General features: G+C 62.4%; 12 protein-coding genes. 2 read left to right on the plus strand and 10 right to left on the minus strand.

Going from position 1 to position 12,014, the window contains the following annotated elements; translation table 11 throughout:
- Positions 1 to 105 precede the first annotated feature (105 nt).
- The 3 genes from NKJ26_RS23480 to NKJ26_RS23490 form a co-directional block, all read right to left on the minus strand.
- Positions 106 to 852 carry an enoyl-CoA hydratase-related protein gene (locus NKJ26_RS23480; RefSeq protein ID WP_352605539.1) on the minus strand — a complete coding sequence of 249 codons (747 nt, stop codon included), beginning with the start codon at positions 850 to 852 and terminating at the stop codon, positions 106 to 108.
- Positions 853 to 866: 14 nt separating this feature from the next.
- Positions 867 to 1,505 (minus strand): acyl-homoserine-lactone synthase, encoded by a 639-nt coding sequence (locus NKJ26_RS23485; RefSeq protein WP_352605541.1) that lies wholly within the window; start codon positions 1,503 to 1,505, stop codon positions 867 to 869.
- Between the two features lie 95 nt (positions 1,506 to 1,600).
- Complete coding sequence (locus tag NKJ26_RS23490; RefSeq protein ID WP_352605543.1) at positions 1,601 to 2,332, minus strand: helix-turn-helix transcriptional regulator; 732 nt, start codon at positions 2,330 to 2,332, stop codon at positions 1,601 to 1,603.
- Positions 2,333 to 2,589: 257 nt separating this feature from the next.
- On the opposite strand from NKJ26_RS23490, the gene NKJ26_RS23495 reads away from it, so the two are divergent.
- Positions 2,590 to 3,441, plus strand: a complete 852-nt coding sequence (locus tag NKJ26_RS23495; RefSeq protein WP_352697448.1) for an ABC transporter substrate-binding protein — start codon at positions 2,590 to 2,592, stop codon at positions 3,439 to 3,441.
- Positions 3,442 to 3,486: 45 nt separating this feature from the next.
- Here the strand turns inward: NKJ26_RS23495 and NKJ26_RS23500 are convergent, their stop codons facing one another.
- Entirely contained in the window at positions 3,487 to 3,900 is a 414-nt protein-coding gene (locus tag NKJ26_RS23500; RefSeq protein ID WP_352697450.1) for a tellurite resistance TerB family protein, read from the minus strand.
- 206 nt (positions 3,901 to 4,106) lie between these two features.
- Here NKJ26_RS23500 and NKJ26_RS23505 point away from each other — a divergent pair, with 206 nt between their 5' ends.
- Positions 4,107 to 5,753 carry a lysine--tRNA ligase gene (locus tag NKJ26_RS23505; RefSeq protein ID WP_352697452.1) on the plus strand — a complete coding sequence of 549 codons (1,647 nt, stop codon included), beginning with the start codon at positions 4,107 to 4,109 and terminating at the stop codon, positions 5,751 to 5,753.
- Here NKJ26_RS23505 and NKJ26_RS23510 read toward each other — a convergent pair.
- From NKJ26_RS23510 to NKJ26_RS23535, 6 genes are all read right to left on the minus strand, one after another.
- A complete protein-coding gene (locus tag NKJ26_RS23510; protein ID WP_352605551.1) occupies positions 5,719 to 6,570 on the minus strand; it encodes a thermonuclease family protein in 852 nt (283 codons plus the stop codon). The genes NKJ26_RS23505 and NKJ26_RS23510 overlap by 35 nt on opposite strands.
- A 9-nt stretch (positions 6,571 to 6,579) precedes the next feature.
- Complete coding sequence (locus NKJ26_RS23515) at positions 6,580 to 7,224, minus strand: S24 family peptidase (RefSeq protein WP_352697454.1); 645 nt, start codon at positions 7,222 to 7,224, stop codon at positions 6,580 to 6,582.
- Positions 7,225 to 7,339: 115 nt separating this feature from the next.
- Positions 7,340 to 7,885, minus strand: a complete 546-nt coding sequence (locus tag NKJ26_RS23520) for a thioesterase family protein (RefSeq protein ID WP_352697456.1) — start codon at positions 7,883 to 7,885, stop codon at positions 7,340 to 7,342.
- A gap of 65 nt (positions 7,886 to 7,950) precedes the next feature.
- Positions 7,951 to 10,170 (minus strand): 3-hydroxyacyl-CoA dehydrogenase NAD-binding domain-containing protein, encoded by a 2,220-nt coding sequence (locus tag NKJ26_RS23525; RefSeq protein WP_352697457.1) that lies wholly within the window; start codon positions 10,168 to 10,170, stop codon positions 7,951 to 7,953.
- Positions 10,171 to 10,180: 10 nt separating this feature from the next.
- Complete coding sequence (locus NKJ26_RS23530; protein ID WP_352697459.1) at positions 10,181 to 10,771, minus strand: cysteine hydrolase family protein; 591 nt, start codon at positions 10,769 to 10,771, stop codon at positions 10,181 to 10,183.
- A gap of 4 nt (positions 10,772 to 10,775) precedes the next feature.
- Positions 10,776 to 11,984: an acetyl-CoA C-acetyltransferase gene (locus NKJ26_RS23535; protein ID WP_352697461.1), complete on the minus strand. Its 1,209-nt coding sequence runs from the start codon at positions 11,982 to 11,984 to the stop codon at positions 10,776 to 10,778.
- Between the last annotated feature and the right edge of the window lie 30 nt (positions 11,985 to 12,014).

Genomic DNA, 12,014 nt, shown 5'->3' on the forward strand with positions numbered 1-12,014 from the left:
ACCAAATGGGGGGCCCCCAACAGGGGGGGGGGGCCGTTAAAAAAAACCCCCCCGTTTCCCCCCCCGGGCCCACACCCCGGCGCGGCGCAAGGTCATCTCGACGTGTCAGGCCGCCAGCCTGGCAATCCGCTGCAATCGCCGCAGCGTGGTGTCGTCCTGCAGCGCTTGCTGGAACAGCGATATCTCCTGGTCGATCCGGTCGCAAAGCTCGCCGGTGTTGCCCTTGAGCAGGCCGCGCGTCTGCAGCAGGGCGGCGACCGGCTTCCTGGCGAGTTGCCTTGCCCGGCCGAGAGCAGCTTGCTCCACGTCCTCGTCGGCGATCTCGGCGACCAGGCCAAGCGCCCTGGCGTCCTCGGCGCGAAGCGTGTCGCCAAGGCAGAAGAAGCGGAAGGCGCCCGCATAGCCGAGCTTCTGCGGTGCAAGAATGCTGGTCGCCGCATCCGGCACAAGACCGAAATCGACGAATGGCACCCTGAAGGTGCTTTTGGCCGAGGCGATCACCATGTCGCAATGGAACAGGATGGTGCAGCCGACGCCGACGGCATCGCCATCGACGCAGGCCAGGATGGGCTTGGGAAACGTCGCCAGCGTGCGGAACATGTCGGTTACGGCGGCAATCAGCTTCTGATGCTTGGAAGCGTCGAGAAATTCGGAAAAATCGCCGCCGAGACAGAAGCAACCTGCCAGGCCACGCAGCACCACGACACGCACCTCGTCATTCTCGGCGGCGTCATGGAACGTCTTGGCAAGGCTTTCATAGGCCTTTCTGTCGAGCACCGGCCGGCCGTCATTCGACGACACGGTGACGATCAGCGTGTGGTTGCGCAGTTCGGGTTGCGGGTGCTGGCTCATGGCCGTCCCCGATCTCACGACGCTCGCCTTTGCCCGAACATATCGGGATATCCCCTGGCCAGAACCGGGGCAAAATGATTGCGCCTCGAACGCACCACGTCCAGCGTGTGCTCGTTGAATGTGAGCAGCGTCGCGACGACCTGCTGGTTGCCGTAGGTGCGCTGGTAGCCCAGCGGCGTCGCCAGGAAATGCAGTTGCAATGCACGCAGGACCCACATCGGCTCGAATTCGATGATCACTTTGTCGACGCCGCGCTTCAGCCCCCATTCGACGAAGCCGGCTATCAACTCCGTGCCGACGGTCGAGACGCCGCGACGGCCGTCGCGAAAGCCGGGAGCGACCGCATAACGGGTCAATTCCCAGATGTTTGCACCCGATGGCGGTGTTCCCTCTGAAAGGTCGTTCAATACCTCGGTGAGCAGATGCGGCCGCGTGGTCGGCAACATTCTCTGATAGCCCGCGACTTCGTTGCCTCTGATAACTATCTGATGCACCGCCTCGTCATGATCGAACTGGTCGACCTCGAACCCGTCGGGGCGCCGCAGGTCGTCCCATCCCATCTCGTCGACAAAAATCTGGTAGCGCAGCCGATGGACGGCCTCCCAGAGATGTGGGCGTTCCATCAATTCCTGGGTTGTGAGGGAAAAAAGCATTCGCCGTCTCCTGTTCAAGAGGAAGATACGGCCGGGCATAGACGAGAAAATTACGTGATCACGTAGGCAGGAATTTCTAGGCCGGCACGGCCGACCTAGCTAATATAGCCGCGCCTGATCGCCTCCGCGACTGCCTGCACCCGGTTGACGGCACCGAGTTTGCTTTTGGCGTTAAGAAGGTGTTTCTCCGACGTGTGTTCGGAGATGCCGAGAATCTGCGAAATCTCCCATTCGGACTTGCCGACGGCCGCCCATTGCAGGCATTCGCGTTCGCGCGGCGTCAGTTCGATGTGGTCGATGGTCTTGTTGGCCATGGTGTGGAGTTGCATGGCGCGGCCGACCGCATAGGTCGACACCAGCGACACTAGGCCGAACTCGGCCGCCGACAGTTCCACGGCTTCGCCGCCCAGCGACACCATGACGATCTGCCCGTCGAGCGTGATCAGCGGGAAAGCCAGCCCGTCGCGAAGCTTGAAGGCGCCAGCGTCGCCCATCACCTTGCCGCTGCTCTTGTCGATACTGCCGCCCTGCGCCGCATCGCGCCACTGAAACGGCGCCTGCAACTGCTTCATGTGGCTGACCACCGGATCGTGATCCACATAGTTGCGAGCCACGTAGCGCTCAAGCCATTCCACGGGCCAGTCGCAAAGCAGCACATGCTGCTTTTGCTGGCCGGCCGGCGTGCCCGGCTGCGGAACGGTTCCGGCCATCAGCGCGGTCAGGCCGAAATCCGACGTTATGCCCAGCAGCTTTTCGCAAACCGCCGCCGCCGTTCCGGCGTGCTGCAGCTGATCTATGTATTCCAGCGTGCGATCGAACTGACTCATCGCAACATCAACCCCATGTTGCCTCTTGCATTGCGGCCAATGGTCCGTGCCTTATCGGCACTTCGCCACCGACCACGGATTGCAAAGCACTCGCTTCCGGTTGTGGTTCTCGACCCTGGTCCCCCAACCAGGGCAGCCACTGTTTTTGCAAACCCGCCAAACCATATCCTGAAATCGCCGCGTTGAAATCAAAAAGGATTGTGCCTGTGCCGTTTTCGTACCAAAACCGGTGCAGCACGAGTGCGCGGAGTTTTATCGTGGCGTTCCGGTGGAGGTCCCTGGTCCTGGCGTCGATGCTGATTGGCGCACCGACATTCGCCCATGGGGCACGCGCGGCGGAACCGCAGATGCCGGTACTGTGGGACGCCAAGGAGCGACTGCCAAAGCCGGACCTTTCCGCGCTGCCACGGCTGCGGTTCCTGACGACCACGGATTTCCCGCCCTTCAACTTCCTCGACGGCGCGGGAAAATTGTCCGGTTTCCACATCGATCTGGCGCGCGCCATCTGCGCGGAACTCGGCATCGCCGACAAATGCCAGATCCAGGCATTGCCTTGGGCCGAACTCGAAGGCGCGCTGCGAAAAGGCGAAGGCGAAGCGATCATCGCCGGCGTCGCCGCAACGCCGCAGTCACGCCAGACCTACGCCTTCTCGCGCTCCTATCTGCAGTTCCCCGCACGCTTCATCATGCCGAAGGGCAAGGCGCTGACGGAACCCGTCTTCGACAAACTGCAAGGCAAGCGCGTCGGGGTGATATCAGGCTCGGCGCATGAGCGCATGCTGCGCGACTATTTCAAAATGGTCCAGGTCGTCACGTTCGACGGACCGGAGGCCCTCTACAGCGATCTCAAGGCGGGCAAGGTTGACGCCGCCTTCGGCGACGGCATGCGCTTCGCCTTCTGGCTGGGCGGTTCGGATGCGGCTGGCTGCTGCCGCTTTGCCGGCGGTCCATATCTGGCGCCCGAGTATCTGGGCACGGGAATGGCTATCGCCACCAGAGCGGACGATCCGGCGCTGGCTGCCGCACTCGATTACGCGCTGCAGGAGATATCGATGAAGGGTACCTTTGCCGAATTCTACCTGCGCTATTTCCCGGTCAGCTTTTTCTGATCCGGTTCCGGTCAGATTCTTTGACGCGACAGCAGCGCCTGCCTGTCAGGTGAGCGTGCGCAACCTCGCCTTGGCCGCCTGGGCTATGGCAGCAACGGTCAATGTGTCGAGGTCGAGCTGGCGGCGGATGAGCTGCAATACCCGCACTTCTTCCATGCGCATTTCGAGATCGACGGAGGCCACTTCGAAGGCGGCGGCATAGGCGGTGTCGCGCAAGCGCTCCGGCAAGGCCTCGGCGACGGTCTCGAGCACGCCCTCCAGCCCACCCTTTTCATGCAGCATCTTCTGGCAATCCTGGGCCACGGCAACCAGGCGCTCGTGGTTGAAATCTTCGAATACCGGCCATGAGCGGATGACATCGCCAATCCTCGCCAACTCGACATCGGTCATGTCGCGGTCGGAGGCCGAGGTGATGACCATCAGATAGATCAGGGCTTCATGCGGCGTCGGCAACGGCATTGTTAACTCCTTGAGCGGGTCTCGAAGGTAGGAACGGGTTATCGGCGTCGCAAGGAAAAAGCGGCCCACTCGTTGACGCTCCGGCCAGGCACGCCTAGAGACCGATTGAAAATCCACACTTGCGGTCATGCCGGCGAACGGCTTGGCCGGCGAACGGATCGGCCGACGCACGGCTTGGCCGGCGAAATAATTTGGAAGACAGTACCATGGCGGGATCAAACATCATCGATCTCAATCCCGAGCTGCTCACGGCCGCGGCCGAAAGCAAGGCTTGGCCTTTCGAGGAAGCCAAGAAAATCATCGAGCGCTACAAGGGCGCCGATTTCCCCGAGACAATCCTGTTCGAGACCGGCTACGGTCCGTCCGGCCTGCCGCATATCGGCACGTTCGGCGAGGTAGCGCGCACCTCGATGGTGCGTCACGCCTTCCGCGTCCTGACCCAGGACAAGGTTGCGACAAAGCTGCTGTGCTTTTCCGACGACATGGACGGCATGCGCAAGATACCCGACAGCGTGCCCGATCGCGCGGCATTGGAGCCGCATCTGCACAAGCCGCTGTCTTCGGTCCCTGATCCGTTCGGCGGCGACTATGCGAGTTTCGCCGACCACAACAACGCGATGCTTTGCCGTTTCCTGGATACGTTCGGCTTCGACTACGAATTTGCCAGCGCGACGCGATATTACAAGTCGGGCCGTTTCGACGCGATGCTGCTGCGCGCCGCCGAACGCTACGACCAGATCATGGCGGTGATGCTGCCGACGCTCGGGGCAGAGCGGCAGGCGACCTACAGTCCTTTCCTGCCGATTTCACCAAAGAGCGGGCGTGTGCTTTACGTCCCCATGAAGCATGTGGACGCCAAGGCCGGGACCATCACCTTCGACGACGAGGGCACCGAAACCACGCTCTCGATCACCGGCGGCAAGGTGAAGCTGCAATGGAAGCCGGACTTCGGCATGCGCTGGGCAGCACTTGGCGTGGATTTCGAGATGTTCGGCAAGGATCACCAGACCAATGCGGTGGTCTATGACCGCATCTGCGACATTCTGGGCGGGCGGGCGCCGGAACATTTCGTCTATGAACTGTTCCTGGACGAGAACGGCCAGAAGATATCGAAGTCGAAGGGCAACGGCCTGACCATCGACGAGTGGCTGACCTATGCGCCGACCGAGAGCCTCGGGCTCTATATGTACCAGCGGCCGCGGCAGGCCAAGAAGCTCTATTTCGACGTCATTCCGAGGGCCGTGGACGAGTATTACACCTTCCTCGCCGCCTATCCGAGGCAGGATTGGAAGGAGCGGCTGGGCAACCCGGTCTGGCACATGCACGACGGCAACCCGCCCGCGGTCGACATGCCGGTACCGTTCTCGCTGCTCCTCAATCTCGTCAGCGCCTCAAACGCGCAAAACAAGGATGTGCTGTGGGGCTTCATCTTGCGCCACGTGCCTGGCGTGACGCCGGCGACCCATCCCGAGCTCGACAGGCTGACGGGCTATGCGATCCGCTATTTCGACGATTTCGTGAAGCCGACGAAGACATTTCGCCCGGCCGATGCCGTCGAGCGCGAGGCGCTGGAGGCGCTGGAGGCGGCACTTGGCACACTGCCGGCGGGTGCCAGCGGCGAAGCGATCCAGAACGCCGCGCTCAACGTCGCCCGCAAGGTCGAACGGTATCAGGATCACTCCAAGCAGAGCCCGGAAGGCGGTCCGGGCGTTTCGGGCGCCTTCTTCCAGATGATCTATCAGGTGCTGATCGGCCAAGAGCGTGGCCCACGCTTCGGATCATTCGCCGCGCTCTACGGCGTGGCCGAGACCCGTACGCTCATTCGGAAGGCGTTGGCTGGCCAGTTGGCTTGAGGTTGCCGTCGACCTCCTCCAGGATCGAGCCCGGCGCCTGAGGCGCCGGGGCTGAAACCGCCGGCACGGACGGCACACCCGACAGATTCGGTGCCGGGCCGAAAATACCCTTCCTGGCGCTACGCGCCTTTTCGCCGGCATCGACATAAGGCCCGCCCTTGGCGGCGCGCGCCCAGCCATTTTCGACCAACCATTGACCGATATCCTGCTTGCCGATCCGGCATTCAGCCCCAATCAGGTCGCGTCCGCCCTCGGGCGGCACCGTGCAGGCCACCGCGCGACCGCGCAGGAAGGCGCGGAATGCCGTCCGCGCCCGAACGCCGCACGGCCAGGATTTGCCGTCCACGGTGCAGGTCTCGTCTTGCCGGACGACATCGATGCCGGAGACCGCGACCGAATACCCTTTCGCCTCGATCAGCCCGGCGGCGGATGCTACCGGCTGGAACAGCTTTGTGCCGTTCCAGTCATCAGGCATTTTCGGCTTGGGCGGCATCGCGAGCGCCAGCTTGCTCAACGGTTCGCGCGGCTCGACCCGCTGGAGTTCCTCGGAAGGCAGATCCGGCGGCGCGATCGTTTCGGGATCGATCGCCCTGGAATGCGGCGCCGGCTTTGGCGGCTGCGGTACAGATATTGCAGACGTGGCCGGCTCTTCGGGCACAGTTCCGGCACCCTGTCGCGCAATCGTATCGGCGCCCGGATCGATCTGATCCACCGTGACGACACTGTCGCTTCCTTTCAGCGTGCGACCGCCGGCGACGACCAGGGCCGCCATCACGGGGACCATCACAACCGCCAGGACAAGATAAGGGAGTCGCACCCGCCGTACCTATTGGCTTGCCCAGACAATCCGCGCCACCCATTCGACATCGTGCATGGGGATCTCGCGGTCCGGATGATCGAGATTGAGCGAGACCAGCGCGATCGACTTCGCCGTCTGGCGTTCGATCACCTTGGCCATCACCTCACCGGCGGTGGTCTTGACGACAACGCGATCGCCCTTGCGGGTGACCGCGCCCGGTTCGACTATGAGGACGTCGCCATTGCGATAGAGCGGCAACATGGAATCGCCTTGCACCTGCAGCGCATAGGAGCTTTCGGTCGATTGCGCCGGCAGTTCGACCAGATCCCAGCCCTGTCCCGCCGGAAAGCCGGCATCGTCGAAGAAGCCGCCGGCGCCGGCCTGGGCAAAGCCAAGCAATGGCACGGCGCGCTTGTGAGCCGGCGGAGCGTCGGGTCCGGTCCGGCCTTCGATCAAGTCGGTGAATTCGTCGAGCGAAGCGCCGGTCGCATCGATGATCTTGGCCAGCGATTCGGTCGAGGGCCAGCGCGGTCGACCATCCGACGACAGGCGTTTGGATTTGTTGAAAGCGGTCGAATCAAGTCCTGCCCGCCGCGCCAGGCCCGAAGCCGAAAGCGAATAACGCGCGGCAAGAGCATCGATGGCAGCCCAGACGCGGTCGTGCGTGAGCATGTCGTGCTCCTTCGAACAGGAAAAAATGCCTTTTTCCTTCTAACCCTCGAATGCCGGTTTGTCCACAGGCTGCGTTCCACCACCATGCGTTTCCATCAGCTGCGGAGAGTCCGGGTCAATCAACGCCCTTGGCCAGATTGCGCAAACCTTGATGCGACGTCATGAAGATCCGCTCCGATTGCGTCAGCGGTCGCGGGTTTACCGCGCGGCCAAGCGCCGCCACGACATCGTTGATGTCGAGAAATCGGCGAGCCTTGCGATCGTAGACGCCGGCCGTCGTCAGAATCAAGGCGGCCGTCTCGCCATTGTCGAGGACGAAACGATGCTTGCCGATGACCTGGGTGCCTTCCCAGGTCTCGATCGAAGACACCACTTGGAAGCGACGCCACAGCCTGATCTCGCGCGCATAGACCGACTGCAACCCGCCCATCATCGGCGCCCAGCCATTCTTGCGCGCCAGCGTGATGAGGCCAGCGCGGACAAACAGGTCGATGCGGCCGAGATCGGCCAGCATCATGTAGCGCGCATTGTTGAGATGGATGTTGAAATCGATGTCGGTCGGCAGGCAGCGAAAAGCCAGTCGGCTTTCACCGCCCATCGCATAGGGACCACGGCTTCGCGTCGTGGCGAGCATGCGCGCCATACGCGCCCAGACATACATTACAGCGCCACTCGCCCTCTTGGACGCGCAAAGGGCGCTGTGACACTCTCGATTTTCCCCATGCGTCAGGCAGCCTGCTTCACGTCGCCCTTGGCGTAGGGATCGAAGCGCTGGTAGAAAGTTTCGCCCTTCTCTGCCAAATCGAGCAACAGCTTGGGCGCCTTGAACTCGGCGCCGTATTTCTTCTGCAAGGTCTTGGCGATCCTGACGAACGCCTTGGCACCGATGCCGTCGATATAAGACAGCGCCCCGCCGGTGTAAGGCGCGAAGCCGAAAGCCAGGATCGAACCGACATCCGCCTCGCGTGGATCGGTGACGATGCCCTCTTCCATCACGCGCGCGGCCTCCAGCGCAATGGTGACCAGCAGCCGCTGCTGCAGCTCCTCATAGTCGACTTTTTCGGGCGCGAGCTGCGGGTAGAGATCCTTGAGCCCCGGCCAGAGCTTCTTCTTGGCCGGTTTTTGCGGATAGTCGTAAAAGCCCTTGCCGTTCTTGCGACCGAAGCGGCCGTGCGCATCGACCATAGTGTCGATCAGCGCCATCTGCCTGGGATCGACTGCCTTGTCGCCGAGGTCCCTGATGGTCTGCTTCATGATCTTTTGCGCGAGGTCGATGGCCGTCTCGTCGGTCAGCGCCAGTGGTCCGACCGGCATGCCGGCGGCCTTGGCCGCATTCTCGATCATGGGTGCGGGCACCCCTTCGATCAGCATCTTGTAGGCTTCCGACATGTAGCGCAGTACACAGCGGTTCACGTAAAAACCGCGCGTGTCGTTGACGACGATCGGCGTCTTCTTGATAGCGCGCACGAAATCGATTGCCATCGCCAGAGCCTTGTCGCCGGTCTTCTTGCCAAGGATGATCTCGACCAGCATCATCTTGTCGACGGGCGAGAAGAAATGGATGCCGATGAAATTCTTAGGCCGCGCTGAATTCTTCGCCAGAGCTGTGATCGGAATGGTCGAGGTGTTCGACGCGAAAATCGCCGACGATTTCAGCACGGCTTCCGCCTGTTCGGTTGCGTTCTTCTTGACGGCCGAATCCTCGAACACCGCCTCGACCACCAGATCGCAGCCCGTAAGATCGGCATAATCGGCCGTCGGCGTGATCAGCGACAGCAGCTTTTCCTTCTCCTCGGGTTTGGCGCGGCCTTTCTTCACCTGGTCGGAGACCAGGCTGTCGGAATGCGCCTTGCCCTTTTCGGCCGACTCCAAATCTCGGTCGAGCAGCACGACCGGAATGCCTGCCTTGGCGGTGACATAGGCGATGCCGGCGCCCATGAAGCCGGCGCCGAGAATGCCGATCTTCTTGAACCTGGTTTCCGGCATGCCGGCCGGGCGGCGTGCGCCCTTGTTCAGTTCCTGCAATGACACGAACAGCGAGCGGATCATCGCCGCCGCCTCCTTCGTCTGCATGATCTCGGTGAAATAGCGCTGCTCGATGCGCAAACCGGTGTCGAACGGCACTAGCAAGCCTTCATAGACGCATTTCAAGATAGCGGCGGCGGCCGGATAATTGCCATGGGTCTCGCGGCGCAGGATGGCGATGGCCGGTGGCCACAGATTGGCGCCCGCCACCGAATAGATCGGACCGCCAGGAAGCTTGAACCCCTTCTCGTCCCACGGCGCCACCGGCTTGAGGCCGTTTCTGATCATCGCCTTGGCTGTCTCGATCAGTTTGGCCGGCTCGGCGATTTCATGGATCAGGCCCATCGACTTGGCCTTTTTCGGCGACAGTGTCTGGCCGGAGGTCAGCATCTGCAACGCCTGCTGTTGATCGGTCAGGCGCGGCACGCGCTGGGTGCCACCAGCACCCGGGAAGATACCGACTTTCACTTCGGGAAGCGCCATCTTCACCTTGTCGCTGTCGGCTGCGACGCGACCATGGCATGCCAGCGACAGTTCGAAGGCACCGCCCATGCAGGTGCCGTTGATTGCCGAAACCCAGGGTTTGCCCGAGGTTTCAAGCTTGCGCCACAGGCCGCCCATACGGCCGGCATTGTCGAACAGCAATCTGGCCGCCTTCTCCGGATCCTTGGCCTTCTCCCTGGCGAAGACCGTCAGCATCTTCTGCAGCATGGTCAGGTCGGCGCCGCCGGAGAAGCTGTCCTTGCCCGAGGTGATCACCGCGCCTTTGATCCAGGCGTCGGCAACGACCTGGTCGATGATCTTGTCGAACTCGGTCATCACCTCTTCTGTGAAGACGTTCATCGAACGGTCGGGCATGTCCCAGGTGACCAGCGCAATGCCGTCGGCGTCGGTGTCGACTGTGAAATTGGTATAGGTCATCTAAACCTCCTTAGGCGGCGATGGTGTCAGCGAGGGCCGCGAGCACGGCATCGGTGGTTACGATGGAAGCAAATTCGCCATCGAGATTGGACAGGGTCATGGCGTGTATGGCCTCGGCGCTTTCCGTTCGGCCGTCGAACCCAACACGATCGAACGTGTAGCAGGCGTCACGAACCAGCTGCGCCTCGAACCCCAGATTTCCGGCCATGCGCGTGGTCGTCTCAACGCAATGATTGGTGGTGATGCCGGCAATGATCAGCGTCTTGTGACCGCCATCCCGCAACCGCTTTTCCAGATCGGTGCCGATGAAGGCGGAGTTGACGTGCTTCACCAACACCGGTTCGCCGACGCGTTCAGCTGCCTGCTGTATCGGTTGATATCCGCTGCGCTCCGGCCGAAGCGCCGAATCCTTCTCGGTCGAGGCGTGGCGGATATGGAAGATCGCTAGGTCGCGTCGGCGAAACATATCCAGCAGACGGGCCATGTTGCCGACCGCGTCCGGATTGTTTCGCCGCTGGCCGGCGCGCTCCCGTTCGACGAATGCCATTTGCGCATCGACGAGGATCAGGGCGGGCAGGATCAAAGCGGGTTTCGAAGGCATGCTTCTAGACCCGTTCGATGATGGTTGCGGTGCCCATGCCGGCGCCGATGCACAGTGTCACCAGTGCTGTGTTGAGATCGCGGCGCTCAAGTTCGTCCAGAACCGTGCCGAAGATCATCGCGCCGGTGGCGCCGAGCGGATGGCCCATGGCAATCGCCCCGCCATTGACGTTGATCTTGTCGTGCGGGATGTCGAAGGCCTGCATATAGCGCAGCACAACCGAGGCGAAGGCTTCGTTGAGCTCGAACAGGTCGATGTCGGACAGCTTCATCTTGGCGCGCTTCAGGAGCTTCTCGGTGACGTCGACCGGCCCGGTCAACATCAGCACCGGCTCCGAGCCGATATTGGCGAAGGTGCGGATGCGCGCGCGTGGTTTCAGCCCCATTGCCTTGCCGGCTTTCTTCGAGCCGAGCAGCACGGCGGCGGCGCCGTCGACGATGCCGGACGAATTGCCGGCGTGATGGACGTGGTTGACCTCTTCCACTTCGGGGTGCTTCTGCACCGCGACCGCATCGAAGCCGCCCATTTCGCCAGGCATGACGAAGGAGGGATTGAGCGACGCCAACGACTGCATGTCGGTCGAGGGCCGCATATGCTCGTCATGGTCGAGGATGGTCAGGCCGTTCTGGTCCTTGACCGGAATGACGGAGTTCTTGAAGCGGCCTTCCGCCCAGGATTTTGCCGCGCGCTTCTGGCTCTCGACCGCATAGCCATCGACGTCGTCGCGGGAGAATCCATACTTGGTGGCGATCAGGTCGGCCGAGATGCCTTGCGGCACGAACCAGCCGGGCAGGCCGACAGAAGGATCCATGAACCAGGCACCGCCGGAAGCACCCATGCCGACGCGCGACATCGATTCGACACCGCCGGCAATGACGATCTCGTCGGCGCCTTGCGCGATCTTGGCGGCGCCGAAATTGATGGCATCGAGACCGGAGGCGCAGAAGCGCGAGATCTGCATGCCTGGCGCCTTGGTGTCGTAGCCTGCCTCGAAGGCGGCGGCGCGCGGAATGACCGAGCCCGCCTCGCCGACCGGATCGACGCAGCCGAAGATGATGTCGTCGACATTGCCGGTGTCGAGCCCGTTGCGATCGCGCAGCGCCTCGAGTGCCTTGGCGGCAAGCCGCACCGCCGGCACCTCGTGCAGGGAACCGTCCTTCTTGCCCTTGCCGCGCGGCGTGCGCACCGCGTCATAGACATAAGCGTCAGTCATCTTCTTGCTCCTTGGGTTTACCGAACGCAG

Origin of the sequence: Mesorhizobium sp. M0152 (assembly GCF_040322415.1) — a bacterium.
In the GTDB taxonomy this organism is placed as follows: Bacteria; Pseudomonadota; Alphaproteobacteria; order Rhizobiales; family Rhizobiaceae; genus Mesorhizobium.